This window comes from Flavobacterium sp., assembly GCF_044368625.1.
GTDB lineage: Bacteria > Bacteroidota > Bacteroidia > Flavobacteriales > Flavobacteriaceae > Flavobacterium.
Window position 1 is genome coordinate 1 of record NZ_JBIPPD010000055.1, and the last position, 16,665, is coordinate 16,665.

General features: G+C 31.3%; 17 protein-coding genes and 1 pseudogene. 3 read left to right on the forward strand and 15 right to left on the reverse strand.

Features of this window, described 5'->3' with window-relative positions; translation table 11 throughout:
• Positions 1-158: 158 nt before the first annotated feature.
• From ACIQ2X_RS06185 to ACIQ2X_RS06195, 3 genes are read left to right on the forward strand one after another with little or no spacing between them, the layout of a single operon-like run.
• Positions 159-1,049 carry a hypothetical protein gene (locus tag ACIQ2X_RS06185; RefSeq protein WP_396178059.1) on the forward strand — a complete coding sequence of 297 codons (891 nt, stop codon included), beginning with the start codon at positions 159-161 and terminating at the stop codon, positions 1,047-1,049.
• 23 nt (positions 1,050-1,072) lie between these two features.
• Complete coding sequence (locus tag ACIQ2X_RS06190) at positions 1,073-1,930, forward strand: ATP-binding cassette domain-containing protein (protein ID WP_396178060.1); 858 nt, start codon at positions 1,073-1,075, stop codon at positions 1,928-1,930.
• A gap of 23 nt (positions 1,931-1,953) precedes the next feature.
• Positions 1,954-3,294, forward strand: a complete 1,341-nt coding sequence (locus ACIQ2X_RS06195) for a hypothetical protein (RefSeq protein ID WP_396178061.1) — start codon at positions 1,954-1,956, stop codon at positions 3,292-3,294.
• Positions 3,295-3,300: 6 nt separating this feature from the next.
• Here the strand turns inward: ACIQ2X_RS06195 and ACIQ2X_RS06200 are convergent, their stop codons facing one another.
• The 15 genes and pseudogenes from ACIQ2X_RS06200 to ACIQ2X_RS06270 form a co-directional block, all read right to left on the reverse strand.
• Positions 3,301-3,954: an HD domain-containing protein gene (locus ACIQ2X_RS06200; protein WP_396178062.1), complete on the reverse strand. Its 654-nt coding sequence runs from the start codon at positions 3,952-3,954 to the stop codon at positions 3,301-3,303.
• A gap of 83 nt (positions 3,955-4,037) precedes the next feature.
• Complete coding sequence (locus tag ACIQ2X_RS06205) at positions 4,038-4,376, reverse strand: DUF86 domain-containing protein (RefSeq protein WP_396178063.1); 339 nt, start codon at positions 4,374-4,376, stop codon at positions 4,038-4,040.
• Positions 4,369-4,668 (reverse strand): nucleotidyltransferase family protein, encoded by a 300-nt coding sequence (locus tag ACIQ2X_RS06210; protein ID WP_396178064.1) that lies wholly within the window; start codon positions 4,666-4,668, stop codon positions 4,369-4,371. The genes ACIQ2X_RS06205 and ACIQ2X_RS06210 overlap by 8 nt, the downstream gene beginning before the upstream one ends.
• Entirely contained in the window at positions 4,669-5,655 is a 987-nt protein-coding gene (locus ACIQ2X_RS06215; RefSeq protein ID WP_396178065.1) for an acyl-ACP desaturase, read from the reverse strand.
• A gap of 54 nt (positions 5,656-5,709) precedes the next feature.
• Positions 5,710-6,444, reverse strand: a complete 735-nt coding sequence (locus ACIQ2X_RS06220) for a lysophospholipid acyltransferase family protein (RefSeq protein WP_396178066.1) — start codon at positions 6,442-6,444, stop codon at positions 5,710-5,712.
• A 64-nt stretch (positions 6,445-6,508) separates the two neighbouring features.
• On the reverse strand, positions 6,509-7,219 hold the full coding sequence (locus tag ACIQ2X_RS06225) for an ATP-binding protein (RefSeq protein WP_396178067.1): 711 nt from the start codon (positions 7,217-7,219) through the stop codon (positions 6,509-6,511).
• A gap of 83 nt (positions 7,220-7,302) precedes the next feature.
• The gene (locus tag ACIQ2X_RS06230; RefSeq protein ID WP_396178068.1) at positions 7,303-8,085 is read right to left on the reverse strand and encodes an enoyl-CoA hydratase/isomerase family protein; all 783 of its coding nucleotides are present in this window, start codon (positions 8,083-8,085) and stop codon (positions 7,303-7,305) included.
• Between the two features lie 12 nt (positions 8,086-8,097).
• Positions 8,098-9,516, reverse strand: coding sequence for a sensor histidine kinase (locus tag ACIQ2X_RS06235; protein ID WP_396178075.1), 1,419 nt, complete (start codon positions 9,514-9,516; stop codon positions 8,098-8,100).
• 60 nt (positions 9,517-9,576) lie between these two features.
• The gene (locus tag ACIQ2X_RS06240; protein WP_396178069.1) at positions 9,577-10,122 is read right to left on the reverse strand and encodes a CopD family protein; all 546 of its coding nucleotides are present in this window, start codon (positions 10,120-10,122) and stop codon (positions 9,577-9,579) included.
• Between the two features lies 1 nt (position 10,123).
• The gene (locus tag ACIQ2X_RS06245) at positions 10,124-11,464 is read right to left on the reverse strand and encodes an MATE family efflux transporter (protein ID WP_396178070.1); all 1,341 of its coding nucleotides are present in this window, start codon (positions 11,462-11,464) and stop codon (positions 10,124-10,126) included.
• 3 nt (positions 11,465-11,467) lie between these two features.
• Positions 11,468-11,785 (reverse strand): annotated as a pseudogene (locus tag ACIQ2X_RS06250) (ferrochelatase); the annotation flags it as partial.
• A gap of 424 nt (positions 11,786-12,209) precedes the next feature.
• Positions 12,210-13,115 carry a peptidase, M50 family protein gene (locus tag ACIQ2X_RS06255; protein WP_396178071.1) on the reverse strand — a complete coding sequence of 302 codons (906 nt, stop codon included), beginning with the start codon at positions 13,113-13,115 and terminating at the stop codon, positions 12,210-12,212.
• Positions 13,057-14,964 carry a prenyltransferase/squalene oxidase repeat-containing protein gene (locus ACIQ2X_RS06260; protein WP_396178072.1) on the reverse strand — a complete coding sequence of 636 codons (1,908 nt, stop codon included), beginning with the start codon at positions 14,962-14,964 and terminating at the stop codon, positions 13,057-13,059. Before ACIQ2X_RS06260 ends, ACIQ2X_RS06255 begins: the two co-directional genes overlap by 59 nt.
• The gene (locus ACIQ2X_RS06265) at positions 14,961-16,154 is read right to left on the reverse strand and encodes a carboxypeptidase-like regulatory domain-containing protein (RefSeq protein ID WP_396178073.1); all 1,194 of its coding nucleotides are present in this window, start codon (positions 16,152-16,154) and stop codon (positions 14,961-14,963) included. Before ACIQ2X_RS06265 ends, ACIQ2X_RS06260 begins: the two co-directional genes overlap by 4 nt.
• 72 nt (positions 16,155-16,226) lie before the next feature.
• On the reverse strand, positions 16,227-16,433 hold the full coding sequence (locus ACIQ2X_RS06270) for a hypothetical protein (protein WP_396178074.1): 207 nt from the start codon (positions 16,431-16,433) through the stop codon (positions 16,227-16,229).
• Positions 16,434-16,665 lie beyond the last annotated feature (232 nt).

Here is a 16,665-nt window from a genome sequence, read left to right on the forward strand (position 1 = left end):
CAGTCTCTTTTTCAAAATATCCAAAACAAAAATCAATTACTATTAAATAATTGCAAAATGACAATTTGCATAAAAAAAGTAAAAACTCTGCACGAATTTGAATATGGTCAAGAGCGAGATAGCATAAAGAAAATACTGGCTTATAAAATCAAAATAAATTGAGAAATCATTTTACGAACTTCGTATTAAATCATCATGAGTTTAGTAAAAGTGCAAAGTTATTTAGTAGTATCATAATAATTTTTACAGTTATAAATACTATTTCAATTTTACCAGATATTTATGGTATTTATTCTAAGTATGGATTCGTAAATGCAGATACTAACAAAGTATTTATCTCTTCAGAAAAAATCACATTAAATTATTTGACAGACATTATTGAAAAATTGGGTATAAATTATCAATATTCATTTATTAGCGTTATGATTATTTATATGGCTAGTCTTATAATGATTTTATTTAACTATTGGCAATTATTTTTTTCAGTTTTAGCACTTGTATTGCATACTATATTTCTTAATTCAACATATTTATTAAGTTATGGTGCAGATTTTATGATAAATTTCTTGCTCTATGTTAACATTTTCTTTTGTTTGAAACAATACCTATCCGAAGAAGTCTACAATAGAATCTTTTCATTTACAGTTCGAACAATGCAAATTCAACTTTGTGTCATTTACTTTTTTGGGGGATTTGGAAAATCTTTAGGTTATGACTGGTATACAGGTGATGCGATTTGGTTATCATTAAATCACTACATAAATGAAGACTTATTTAATTCAATTATAGACTATATCCCGAAATACATTTACCAAATTTTTTCATTAGGTATACTTTTCTTGGAGCTTCTGTATCCATTTTTAATCTACAATAAAAAAACCACCAAGGCAACACTTACGTTAATTATACTAATGCATATTGCTATTAGTTTGATAATAGGTTTACATACTTTTGCCCTAGCAATGATTCTTTTTAACTTGATAGCTTTTTACCCCAAAGGAATGATTAATCTTGAAAGAAAAATTCAAGAAAAATTAATTATGACTTAAATAAAATTAACAAAAAACAGAAAATGATTTTAAAGATTGAGAATATATGCTATAAAGCAGAAGACAAGATTATTTTAGATGATATAAATTTATCTTTTAACAATGGGATATATGCCTTATTGGGATTAAATGGAGCTGGAAAAACAACACTTATGAAAATATTATCAACTTATTGTCAGCCAACATCAGGAAATATTTTATACAAAAATGTATCAATATTACAACAACCGCAAAAACTACAAGTTGATTTGAGCTTTATGTCTCAGAACATTGGTTTGATACAAGATTTTACCGTTGAACAAAATTTATATTATTTTGGGTTATTAAAAGGATGTAATGCAAAAGAATTAAAATTAAACATCGTAAATACAATTGAACAATTTGATTTAAAATCATTTAAATCTACTAAAATATTAAACCTTTCTGGCGGTGTAAAGCAAAGAATCGGTATCGCTTTAGCGTTAATTAGTTCTCCAAAAATACTTATTTTAGACGAGCCAATTAATAATTTAGACCATTATGAGAGAGAAAGATTTTATTTTTTATTAAAAAAACTTTCTAAAACATGTATTATAATACTATCAACACATTTAATTGACGAAATTGAAAATATTGCTAAGAATGTTATATTTATGAGAAACGGCAAAATAACTTTTTGCGGAGAATTACAGAATTGCCTTTTCAATATCAGTCAGGATATTAAAGAAGAAGTAATTGAGGCTATTGATTACCCACAATTACAGGAGAAATATCAGTTAATAAAATTTCAATTAGAAAATAATTTGCTTAAAATCAGATATTTTACATCTAAAAGGGTAGAAACTACCTCGCCTACTTTCGAAGATGCTTTCGTGTATTACACTAAATACGCCAGTTTATGATAAATTGTCTTAAACTCTCTTTTTTGTACACTAAATATCTTGTTAAAAAAAGAGCTTTTATTAACTGCATATTATTATTGTTAGTTATAGGTTTTTTTTTAATTCCTGATCAAGATGCAACTTATGTAACTTTCTATATTAATAATATTTCGGCATTGCCTAATAAGTTTTGGATAGGAAATTTAGGTGCTGTTTTTTCGAATGTAATTATATCGTTTTTATTATTGTTCATGATTTTGGGCGAGCGTGAAAAAGAAATTTTGCAAAACAGCTGCTTATTAGAAGATACATCTCCTTTAAAAAAAACATTTAAACTGTTATATAAGATCTTAGCACTTTACTTTGTGTCCCTCATATTTTTAATAGTACTCAATATTTCTTTAATAGTTAAAAATTTCCATGAAATTAACTTCATTTACTATGTATTTCCTTTAATATATTTTTCACTTCCATATCTATTTGTTCTTTCAGTATTCTCATTTTCTATTGAATATTTTGTTTCCAAAAAGCTCCTTAAATATCCTCTGTTTCTAACCGTTTTCTTTATTGTACTTTTTAATGACAAACAAGCCTTTGACATTATCGGAATTAATGAACTTCACAATTACTTAGCACATAAAACAAATACATCGGCACATTTTGCAATAGGCTACTTGCCAAAGTCGGATAAAATAGAAAGTGTATCGATAGAAAACTTTTTATTTCCACTTTTTTTCTACAAAAAAATAATGTGGATTTTAATTGCTTCAGGAACTATATTTTTATTGTCAAAAATAAATATTTCAAGACAACTTTCATTTACTTTAAAAACACCGATAATCTCGGATGATTTTTTCAATAAAGATAAATACGAATACAAAAACATTCCTATCTCTAAAAACATAACTTTCAAAAACTTGTTTTTAAAAGATGTATACTTATTTTCTTTTTCATTCAATCGCTTTAAATTATTGATTATTGCTACTTTGTGGCTTTTAATGTTTTTTATATCTATTGAAACCCACTATATGCTATTATCATTTATTATTCTGTTTAGCATAGAAATTAACAGTCAATTTCTATGCAAATTATTTTTCTATGATTTGCAATATAAAGAGAAACAATCTCCATTTAACTCTTCTTCCATTTTTTTTTCAAAATTATTAATTCTTATGCTTTTTTATGTGCTAATATTAGTGCCGCACATTTTTTCAATAGATATTAACTCAATAATTTATATTTTATTTGTCTTTGTTATCCTAGCTACATTACAGATATTAATTTCGAATTATTTCAAAAATAATGTTGCCATTGATATAATTATGATTACTATTTTTGCGAGCTATCTTACCGGAAATCCCATAATAAATATATTTCCTATATAATCATTATTATTCCTTCCCCTCCCACTCGCTGTAAAACTGCTCTAAAAAACATTCCATATAAAGATGGCGTTGTGCTGCAATTTTCTTTCCGGCGGTAGTATTCATTTTGTCTTTCAGCAACAATAATTTTTCATAAAAATGATTGATTGTGGGACTGTCGGCGTTTTTATATTCGTCCTTAGTCATATTCAAATTAGGTTGAATTTCTGGGTTGTATAAAGTTCGGTTTTTAAATCCACCATAATTAAAACAACGAGCAATTCCAATGGCACCAATGGCATCCAAACGGTCTGCATCTTGCACAATATCCAGCTCAATGGAATGGAATTTCTTTTCGAAATTGCCTCCTTTGAAGGAAATGTTTTCAATAATTGCAATGACGTGGTCAATTATCTCCTCCGGCACATTTTCTTTTTCTAGAAAATCCCTTGCCGTTTTTGGTCCAATGGTTTCATCGCCATAATGAAATTTGCTATCGGCAATATCGTGCAGCAAAGCTCCCAATTCACATACAAGTAAGTTGCAACTTTCTTCTTTTGCAATCAATAAGGTGTTTTTATACACTCTCTCGATGTGAAACCAGTCGTGACCTCCCTCGGCGTTGCGGAGTTTTTCTTTTACAAAATTGATGGTTGTTTCTATTAACTTTGAATGTTCCATAATATTTTTTTAGCATAAAAAAAGCTGAAAATTAAAGTGAATCTTTATTTTTCAGCATGTTGAAATAAATTTATTTTGATAATTTAATCTTCCAATAATTGTTGCACTTCTTGTTTTAGAATGGGTAAATTTTTAACGATAATTCCCCAAATGATATCATCAGAAACGGTATCGTAGCCGTGAATAATTCTATTTCTAACATCTACTATTTTTCGAGAATTTGATATTATTATCAACGAATCTTGCTTTAAAATTCGGTTCATCGCTTCTCCAATAATTTCAATATTGCGTTCCGCAGCCCTTTTTGTTTTTAAATCATTTTGATAAGCTTCAAAAATTTTAACCGAACCTTCAAAATAACTTTCGATTTCCTCTATCGAATTTGAAATATCGTAAAGCCAAGTTTTTATATCATTATCCATAAATCAGTTTTTTACTTTGATTGATGGTCTTTAAAAAATAAGGATTTTTTATAGCCTTGTGTTCCAATAAATCGACATTTCGTTCCAAAATATTTTGTAATGCAAACTTTAGGTCATAATAATTATCGCTGTATTCTAAAACATCAAAAGGCTCAAAATCAACAATTAAATCAATATCGCTTTCACTGTTAAATTGATTGGTTAAGACAGATCCGAAAGCATATAAAGACCTAACCTTATGAGTTTTACAAAGGTTTGAGATTTCTTTAGTATGATTTTCTATCAAGTTCATTTATATTCTAGCAGGTTCTACCCATTTAAAAATATAAGATTGTTCCGGAATAACCAATCGTTCTGAAACGCGTGTCATTCGAGCGGGCAATTTCATCAAGAAATCACGTGCTTTCTCGGCTTCATCGGTTAGGTTTACCACTTTGTCAATTTCCCACTTGTCAATTAGTTTTTGCATAATATCTACATAATCTGCAGCGGTGTACACGCCAATTCGTTGAGCAGAATCGGAGAAATTTTCAAATGCCGAACTGATTTTTTCGCCTGATTCTCTCAAAAACTGAGCGGGCATCACGATTTTTTGCTTCATCATGTATTGAAAAGCAAGCATCATCTCGCTTGGATCTACTTTGAAAATCTGGGTTACAAATTCGCTATATGCCATGTGGTGCCGCATTTCGTCTCCTGCAATCAATTTGCAAATTTTAGCCAATTTAGCATCACCATATTTTTTGGCAATTTGTGAAACGCGATTGTGCGAAACATAAGTAGCCAATTCTTGAAAACTCGTGTACACAAAGTTTTTGTATGGATCGCGACCCGTACCGATGTCAAAGCCATCAGCAATTAAATGTTGTGTAGTCATCTCGATTTCTCGCATATTAACACGTCCGGATAAATACAAATATTTATTAAGCAAATCCCCGTGTCGATTTTCTTCTGCCGTCCACTGCCGCACCCATTTCGACCAAGCATTTGGTTCCATTTGATCTACGCCTTCCACGTCCATCAACCACGATTCGTAGGTAGGAAGGGCTTCTTCTGTAATGGTGTCTCCTACTAAAGTTACCCAAAAATCGTATGGCAAATCCTTAGCTATTTCGCGCAATTCTTTTACTTCCTCAAAGAAATTTTCACCCTCTGAATTGGGCAACAAATCCGAGGGCTGCCAAATTTTTTCAACGGGTATAAGAAAATCATCAACGAAACCGTTGACTTTTTTCTCCAAAAATTGCATTACTTCTAATCTCACATTGTGTATTGACATTTTTGTTTATTTATTAAAATTGGTAATATATATTTTTTTTAAAACTATAATCTGTTATATTCGAACAGCATTTACAATTTCTTGTTCCACTTTTTGCATCAATTCTTCGAAAGAAAAACTTTGAACCGGTAATGATTCGTGTACAGTAAAGGTAAGTCGATTTCCTAAACCAAATGGAAAAAACCCAAATTTAACAAATTTCCAAGAGTTGTTAATGGTTATTGGAACTACAAATGCAGAAGGTGCTGCTTTACATAAAATTTTCAGTCCCGTTTGTGCAAACTCTTTTGGCTTTCCGGTCTTACTTCTTGTTCCCTCTGGAAAAATTACAGCCGATCGTTTGTGCTCTTCAATGTATTCTCCTAATTTTTTAATTGTAGGAATGGCTTGTTTAGGATCTTTTCTATCAATAAGCACCGACCCTCCATGACTTAAATTATAAGAAATGCTTGGAATGCCTTTTCCTAACTCCTTTTTACTCACAAATTTGGGATGAAATTTTCGCATGAACCAGATGATTCCTACAATGTCATACAAACTTTGGTGATTGGCTACAAAAATTATGGGAACACCTTTCGGAATTAGTTCCCGATTTTCAACTTTGTAGGTTGTCCCTAATAAATGACCAATTCTTAGCAAGATAAAATTGAGGTAATCAACACTTTTTTTATGAGCTTGGTAACCAAAAACATTGAAACAAATCCATTGTATGGGGTGAAAAACAACCAATGCAAGTAAAAACAGCATCATGCTGACAAAGGAAATTGGATACGACAGAATTTTTTCCATTTTGGTTTAAAATTGAGGGTAAAAATAAGAAATATATATTTGTTGCGAAAATTAGAGTTTCGTCTTATAGTAGATATTCCCACAAATTTTCTTTGTGAATGACCTGAGTTGATTTGGGTTGGTACTTTTCAGTAAATGACCTTGTGAATTTCGCTTTCTGATTCGGATTGTATTTAATTTCAAAAGCATCGATTTCGTCATTTTTAATTTCTAGAAAATGAATTTCAGCCTGCTGTGCATTTCTCCAAAAATAAGTGTCTTTATAAGTCTGGTAGTATGCGAGTTTCTTTTTTCTTTCGCTGATGACAAAATTTTCCCACAAAGCACCAATGTCGTCGCGAAGCGCTATAGGTTTGAATTTTTTGACGATTCGGTTTCGCAAACCATTGTCCCAGAAATATACTTTTTGTCCTTTTTTGAGTTCATTGCCTTGGTTTTTGCCAAAAGCGGTGAGACTAAAAATGATAAAGTTTTTTTCTAAAATATCAATGTATTTTTCGACCATCAGTCGGTTAACACCCAAATCGTTTCCAAGTGAGGTAACATTAATTTCCGAACCAATCCTGAAAGCCAACATTTGAACCAGTTTTTGCAAAGTTGCCGATTCTTTGATTCCTTCTAGGTTTAAAATTTCTTTGTACAAAAAGCCATCTACCAAATCACTCAAGACGCGTTCTTCCTTTCCTGGATTGTTGACTACTTCAGGATAATAACCAAAAACGATTCGATGTGGCAACAATCTGGTTTCTGCAACAAAATTAGAATGGTTGACCATTTCTTTAAAACTCAGCGGAAAAAAGTGGCAGTTCTTCTTTTCTTCCCACCATTAAAAGTCCTCTGAAGAAAGAGGACTTATTATCAATTTCCAGTAAATATAGCCTTGCGTTTTTCTAAAAATGCGGTTGTTCCTTCCTTAAAATCTTCGGTACCAAAGGATTTTCCAAAGTTTTTAATTTCGGTTTCGTAGCCATTTACACCGTCTTTAAAATTTGCATTGATGGATTTGATTGCTTTTGAAATGGCAACCGGCGAATTTTTGAGAATTTTATTAGCTATATCTGTACAAAACAAAATCAGATCTGCGGATGGAACCACATAATTGACCAATTTCCAATCCAAAGCTTCTTGAGCATTAAGCATTGAGGCTGTCATGATGAGTTCCATTGCTTTTCCTTTGCCAATCAGTTGGGGCAAGCGTTGCGTTCCGCCGTAACCTGGAATAACACCAAGAGAAACTTCTGGCAAACCCATTTTGGCGTTTTCTGAAGCCACTCTGAAGTGACAAGCCATGGCCAACTCTAATCCGCCACCTAAAGCAAAACCATTAATTGCGGCAATAACGGGGGTTTTTAAATTTTCGACAAAATCAAAAAGCAATTCCTGACCTTGTGCTGCTAATTGAGCTCCTTCTTCTACAGAAAAATGGGCAAATTCTGAAATATCAGCACCAGCTACGAATGCTTTTTCGCCGGAACCCGTCAATAAAATAACATTGATATTCGCATCTTCTTCGGCATCTTTAAACGCTTTATGCAATTCCAAAATCGTGGCTTTGTTCAATGCATTCAATTTTGTTGGACGGTTGATAGTAATAGTAGCTATTTTATTTTCGGTACTTACTAAGATATTTTCGTAATTCATAATGCTTGCTTTTTATTGATTTTTAATTAACGGCAATGTTACTGTAAAGGTTGTCCCCTTGCCTATTTCGCTTTCAAAAGTAATAGTTCCTTTATAATTTTCTATAATATTTTTGATAATTCCAAGACCCAATCCCATTCCGCTCGTTTTAGTGGTGAATTTAGGCTCAAAGATTCGGGGAATATTTGATGCATCGATACCCGTTCCGTTGTCGGAGACTTGTATTAAAAGGGAGTCGTCTTGCTTTTTGACGTTGATTTTCACGCGCTTTTCTGCTTGAAAATCTGGAATGGCTTGAATGGCATTTTTGACTAAATTCGTGATAATCCGAATGAGTTGCGTGCGATCCATAATTGTAATAATCTCGGGGTCGTTAGATTCAAATGAAATGTACTCTTCATTGAAAATCTCTAGCGCCAATTCAATTACAGAAACCACATTCAATGTCTCATTTTGTTGGGCTGGCATCGATGCAAAATTAGAAAATGCCGAGGCTACAGAAGTCATCGTGTCAATCTGTTGAATCAGCGTTTCTGAATAATCTTTAATTTTTTGCTTAATATCAGGGTCATTTGCATCAAATTTTCGTTCAAAACTTTGCACGGTCAACCGCATTGGTGTTAGCGGGTTTTTAATTTCATGTGCAACTTGTTTCGCCATTTCGCGCCACGCTTGTTCCCGCTCGCTTTGTGCTAGAAGTAGTGCACTTTCCTCCAACTTGTCTACCATTCCATTGTAGGCTTCTATCAATAAATTGACTTCGCGGCTACTGTCGTCGGTTTCTATTTTTTCATTCTTTTGATTTAAATTCGTCGAAGTAATTTTTAACGAAATCGATTTTAACGATTTTGTAATATAACTCGAAAGAAAATAGGCCAATGCAAATGCAATAATCAACATAAAACTATACACCTGACTCAACCGTATCAGGAAATTACGCAATTCCCGTTCGTAAAACCCATCGTCTTGAATGTACGGAAGATTCAAGATTCCTAAAGGTTTAAACTTTAAATCTTTGATTTGACTAAACGAAGCACGGTACTTTTTGTCGTCGATGGTTTTGACATCAACATATCTTTTATCGACAGAAGATTGGATTAACCCTAAAATGTATTTGGGAATAGGAGGCGCGACAGTGTCAATTGAAAAAGAGGCTTTTGAGGATTTAACTAATTTACCTTGTAGGCTGTAAATGTTAATTTGTAAACTATGAATATCTGAAAGTTCGTGGATTTTATCTTTAAAAATCAAAGGTAAGTTTTTCTGTGTCAGTGGATAAGTTGTTGTAGAAAGCACAAAATTGATGTGCTCTTTGATTGCATTTTCCTTTCGTTCTAAACGTTCTTGATGGTAATCTTTGGCTTCGCGTTTAAACTGATATATAGAAATAGAGGCTATCAAAATCGAGGCAATTAAAGTCAACAGTATCATCGAAAGGAAAATCCTAATCCGCAACGATATGGTTTTTATTTTGACTCTTTTTAGCATAATTTACGACTTGTTCCGCTCCCGAATTTTTTTGTAAAATTTAAAACCCAACATGATAAGTATTGAAAACAAGAAAATTCCAATTACCCCATAAATCCAATTTACAGCATTTTTTAGGATAACCAAGAAAACAACCGCAAATAAAATAATGGTTGCTCCTTCGTTCCACAACCGCATCCAATTATTGGTGTATTTTACCTCATCTTTTTGCAATTCGTTGAATATGATTTGGCATTTCCAATGGTACAAATAAAGTGCAAAAACAAAGCCAAGTTTGACATGCATCCAAGGCATGTCTAGGAAAGACGGACTTATGTACAAAAGTGAGATTGCAAAAATACTTGCCAAAACCGCCGACGGCCAAGTGATGATGTACCACAACCGATAGGTCATTATTTTATACTGCTTTTGCAAAATCTCTTTTTCGGGAGAAGTTTTTTGAGCTGCTTCAATTTGGTACACAAACAACCTTACAATATAAAATAATCCTGCAAACCAAGTGATTACAAAAATTAAATGCAGGGATTTGATGTAATTGTAATATTCCATTTTAGTGCGAAGTTAGTACGGTTTTTATTTCCTTGTTCAAAAAATAATACGTGATTAGTGTGGACAACACATCGGAAATTGGAAATGCAATCCACGCTCCAAAAATACCAAAAAAATGAGGCAAAATTAAAACCAACGGAATTAAGAAAAATCCTTGTTTGGTTAGCGTAAGAAACAGCGCTTTTCGTGCTTTACCGGCCGCTTGAAAATAGGCCGAACCTATCAATTGAATGGCAATAATGGGTGATGCAGCAAAAACCCAACGTAAGGCATTGGGAGTTTCGGCTAAAACGGCTTCATCAGTTGTAAAAACACTTACAATTTCTTTAGTAAAAACCAGAATTCCAACAAAAATTAAAGTTGCCAAAATTGCCGCATATTTAATGGAGATAAAAATGGTTTCCTTAACGCGTTTATGGTTATTTGCCCCATAATTAAATCCCGCAATCGGCAAAAAACCTTGCGTAATTCCCAAAACGGGAAACAAAGCAAACATCAACATCCGACTGATAATTCCGTAAATAACCACCGAGTGCTCGCCACCATAAGTGTATAAGGTATGATTTAAAATAATCGCTAACAAACTGACCACACCTTGCCTAGAAAAGGTTACAAAACTCAACGACGAAATTTCTTTAACTAACGGAACATCAAATTTCAGATGATGCCATTTCAATCGCAACTCGCTTTTGTAAATAAAAAACCAAAGGATAAAAAGGAAACACATAAAATAGGAAATAGCTGTGGCCAAAGCGGCTCCAAACATCCCCATATTCCAAAATTTAATAAACAAAATATCCAGTAAAATATTGACAAAAGCCGGAATAATCATGGCAAACATGGCATATTTGGCCTTGCCTTCGGCACGAATTACGGTATTTCCCATCATGGAAAGTGCCAAAAAAGGAACCGAAATAATGATGGGAAAAAAGAATTCTTGGGCAAGCGGCACGATATTTCCTTGAGCGCCAAAGAGCAACAACATTTCTTCACTGAATAAAATGCCTAATAAAACAAAAAGAACTGCCAAAACAGTTGTCATCATGATTTGGTTTCCAAACGTTTTTTCGGCTTTTTCTTTGTCCCCCGAACCCAAAGCGCGAGACAAAACCGAACTTCCGCCAATTCCAACCGCCATTCCCAAAGAGGAAATAAAAAACGTCATCGGTAAAACGACTGTCACGGCAGCAATCGCCAATGAACCAATCCATTGGCCCACAAAAATAGTATCCACAAGAATGTTGACCGACATAAACAAAATTCCAATTGAGGCTGGAACGGCTTGTTTTATCAATAAGGATTTGATGTCTTTATTGCCTAATTCTTCGGAGGTTACCGCCATTAATTATTTTTTTTGGAAGTCAGAAATCCAGTTGGCTACGGTTTGAACCCAAGCATCATCATCATTCAAACACGGAATAGCTAAAAATTCTTCGCCTCCGTTTTCTTCAAAATCTTCTTTGGCTCTCATGGCGATTTCTTCCAAAGTTTCTAAACAATCCGTTACAAAAGCAGGCGTTACCACCGCAATTTTCTTTATTCCTCGTTTTGGCATTGCGTCAATTTCTGTATCGGTATAAGGTCGAAGCCACTTGTCTCCCGCCAAACGCGACTGAAATGTTTGCATGTATTTGTCTTTCGGAAGTTGCAATTGTTCGACCATTAATCGTATAATCTATTAAACAAATCTTCATCGAAAATTAGTTTTTCGAGACAAAAGAACAATTATTACTTACCGCTTACAGGCTACAAAAATAAAGCTATTTTGCAGAAATTTTGATTATTAACTTAAATTTAATTGTAGTTTAATTATCAAATATAGGTCTTAATTTCTTATAAAAATCTACTTTTAATTTTCTTCCAGAACTTTATAGTGATTTTGCTAACGAAACTTTTTAAGTAAATAAATAACAAATAAAAAAACAATGTTGGAATGAATAATTTCCCAATATCAGCTAAGGAAAATTTACTGTTCTTTAACAATAAGTTTTCAATAAAAATCTGTAAGTTGCGAGGAAAATAAAGGATAGAGTCTGGATTCTCAATTAACACGTAGTAAACAAAATATATAAAAAATCCGTAACTTATTAAACCATAAAACAATAGAAAGAAATCAATTTGTTTAATGAGTGATACATTAAGTTTGGCTTTTCAATAGTGTCTGACAAAATCCAATATCCGTCACTTCTAATGAAGGGATTTAAATTTCGAAGGCTTGATAGTAATATTAGATATCCAAAAACTAACATTTCAGTCATATTTAAAAATAGACCAGTTAAAATTATTAGGATAACGAAAATTAATTCAAAATAGATTCCTGCAAAATTTACTACAATTCTTTGTGCTTTTGATAATTTCCAAATATCGGTAACATCAGCGAAATATACTGGCATTAATAAATAGAATCCTCCTCCTATACCACCATGTTTAGCACCATAATGGTGTGCTGCTGAAGCATGACCAAATTCGTGCATTGTTACGCTTAAAAAGCTTAAAATAAAAAAAGAAATCCAGTTCGATGTCGAAATAGCAGTGTGGTATATGTTATAATTTGATAAACTATAAAAGCCTATGATAAACGATAAGATTATAACGATAACTATGTTTTTTTTGGCAAACAAAAAATGTAATTTTTGCGATAATATTGAAACCCTTTGTTCACTAAAAACGATGAAACTTAACTTTAAGTAGTTAGGTTTTTGATTTGGAAAGACGCCTGCTGTACCATTTAAAATTATACCATATGAAGCCAATTTTGTAAATAAGAACTGAAAGGCAAAATCATAAGGTAGTTTTACATGATAGACTTTATTATACTCTTCTATAATTTCCTCCAAACTTTTTTTGTTATCAATCAAACTTATGAAATTTGATAATTCTGATGATATTTTTATTCTGTAATCAAATATAGTTTGGTGAATAAAAAAGTCTCTTTTATTGAGTTGATGTATTGTGATATCGGGTGATATCTGTGGTATTATAAATTTTTTCATACAATGAAATAGATTGGATAATGCTTGCCGTTGTAAAAAGACGATTAAATTCTTTAGCTCTAACGTTCATGCCAAAAGTTGAAACAGGAAAAAATAGTTGTGAAGGTACTAAATCCGAAGATGCAGGAATTTGCAACGCATTTGAATTTGGCCACGAACCGTCACTCAACTGTGATTTAAGTAAAAATCTTAGAGCATTTTCAGCTGCTAATTTTGAATTTGAGTCATATAAAAGTATTTCTAATGCTAAACCAGTATAAAACAAATTCTCTCCGTACTTATCTGAAAAACTACCATTAACATTTTGCATCAAATTTACTTGCTCAACAAAAAAAGAAAGTTTTTCAAAGTCATTGAGGAGAAAATAAGATTTCGCAAGATAATAGTAAACATAAATATCACTAGACCACCAATAAGATTTGATTTTTGTATCAAAATTTATGTCAAAATACTTTTTTACTTTTAAAAAATCTTTTTGATTAGGATTGTAATTAGCTAAAAAATAAAATGATACCGCACTAACGCAATTTTGGGACTTTGTCCAGCCATCAACATTTGAAATGTTTCTATCGTCGAGAGATTTTAATAAGGTTTGTGAATTAGAGTATGTGGAAAATCCATAATCGTATTGCTGAAATTTGATCCAATTTTTATAAAGCGCTGGACTAATTTCAACTTTATTAAAGAAAAATGACAGAAATGCAAAATTTGTAGAGTCGGCATCCTCTATCCATGTTGTATTATATCCCCACAATCTTTGATTTTTAATATTGACTAAAAAATCAATTGATTTAGATATTTCACTTTGAAAAATCATTTTTAATATATCACTTTCTGAAATTTTCGATAGAATAAATGAAGTTGCCCATATATCACTTATTCCTCCTTGATTTACATACTCTCGCCAACAGCCATTAGGTTGTTGCTGACTTTTTATATAATTACATGCGTTTTTTATGCTATTGCCTACATTGTTATCCAACAAATTGTTTACAGGTTGTAAGATTTCCGATGTTAATATTTCAATATAATTATCGACTTCAATTATTGCTGAATTGAAGCTTTTTATTGTGTCATTAAGTACACTTTTCCACTTAGGTACATCAATCGAACGTACAATATCCAAGGATTTAATACAATATTGAATTCCTAAATTGTAAAGTTGTTTTGAAACACCTCTTATATAAAAATACTTTTCTAAAACTGCTGGATCATTTATTTCAATATTCTGCTTTTTGAGTAAGTAAACTGCAAAATTAAATTGTCCATTAATTATATCATTTTTGAAATCTTGTATATCATCATTAAGTTGAAAAGCAACAGAGAAGTATTTATGGGAAAGGAGTAAAAGTTTATAATCTTTATTATTTTGATTATCTAAATTATAGAGACAATCAATTGCAATTTTACCAAATGATGACTTACAATCTGCTAAAGTTTCATATTCATTAATTGAAACATCTGCTTTTTCCAACAGTGTTTTTTCTAAACTTACAGCGTAAAAATATTCGTTTTTTCTTTCGTTCCAAAAATTCCAAAAATTACCTTCTAGTCCAAAAAATGATGTTAAAATCTTAATACTTTCTTCTTGGCAAATTGATATCAATAAAAATTTTGAAGTGTCTTTATTATCAATTAAACCATCTGAAAATATTGTTGCTTTATAATATAGAAAACCTGCAATGTCCAATAAATTAATTTGCTTGTCGGTAACTGAAAAAACATTCGAAAATAATGACGGATAATTTTGATAATAAGAAGGGTTTTTATAGATAAAATTTTCATCTAAAATTTGCTCTTTATACTGTTCAATGATTGGTAAATTACTAATGTAAGTTTGAAGTGTCATTTTTTATCTTCAAAAATGAATTCATTTTCCATTTCATTTAATAGGATAGAATTGGAGCTTCTAACAGTGTTTGAGGGTAAACTTTCAAATATTGGTTTAGTTAAATTTATTAATCCGACATTATTTACCTTCTTTACAGCTTTTTCGTTTAAAACATATATTTTATTACCAAAAATTGCGTTATAGATTTTATCATCATAAGTAATATCTAACTTCGCTTCTGTTTCATATAATTTTAGAGAAAGCCTATTATTAAGTGTTTTTGAAAAATGCAACCTCATGTTATTACTCTTAGTTTCGCTAATTGATTCTTTATTATTTTTACTAATTATTCCCTTTTGGATATTTCCTCTTTGATTAGTGCTAAACGAAATATTTAAAATAGCTTTTGTTTTTTTATCAAATATAAAATTACCTATATGTTGATAGGACGAGGCACCTGATTTTTTCCATTCTGTTTCAAAATGAACATCAATAAATTCGTCAGTAGTTTTTTCAACGTAACTTGTAATATCGTCAGTAGAGCTAATAAATGAGTTAAGAAAGGTATTTAAATAAATCGTATTAATTATAGTAGATGGTACTGCAAAACCACTATTTGATGAGGTATTTAAAGTAGGTACATCTGAAAATATTCCTAAAGGAATATTTTTACTATAATCTATATATTTTAATCTTAATTTTATATCATTTTTTTTTCGAAAATAGCTCTTATCCCACCAACTAATATTTGATAAAATAAATCTTTTCATTTCGTTATTAACTGTTACGGTCTCTTTCAATATGCAATCTTTTTCAAAGGGGACGTTTACGTACAATTTTTTATAGTTTTCAAGTACATAATTTATAGCTTTAACTAGATTAAAACTATTTACAGTAACCTCTTCTAGTTTTACTACATTTGGGTTCAATCTTAAAGTGTCGCCTTTGCTTAATTTTTTCACATCAACAAACAAGGTTTCATAGCTGATATGTGATATTTTTAATATTTTTTCTAATCTAGTCACAGAGAATTTTCCATCAGAATTAGACACTGTTCCATCGTTTGAGTTAACATAATTAACACTAACATCTTCAATTGGCAAATTACTATTTTGGTCAATAACAATTAGTTCAATATCTTGACTAAAACTATAATTACAAAACACAGTAGTCAGTAAAATCAATAAAATAAAGTATGTTTTTTGCACAGTAAAAAAATTAAGTTTAATTTATAAAATGAAAAATAGAGATATCAAAGATATCTCTATAAAGTGATCTGCTTACATAAATGGTGGCGGTGGTACTGGAGGTACTGGAGGAGGTGAAGGAGGAGGTGTGTTGATTGGTATTTCAACTTTAACTGTAACAGGAATGTTTTCAATTGGCACCGTTGCAGTCACAACCACTTTATCAACCCAAGCAAACTCATACCTTTTCTCAAGTTCTTCAACTTGAAATTTTTCTAGCATCTGTTTTTCTAAATTCATAATGTATGTGATGAAAATTATACAAATATACTTTTCTTTTTATTTCGGCATATAGTTTTAGTCCTTATGTGTCTATTTTTCTTTGGGTTTATTTTACACTTCTTCCCACATTATTAAACTTCAATGCATTTTATATTTTTCTTTTATGTATATCCGTAATTGCTCATATTTTTGTATATTTGTTTGATAGATAAATTATTGGGTATGAATATTTTTAGTTTTGGAGTCGAAT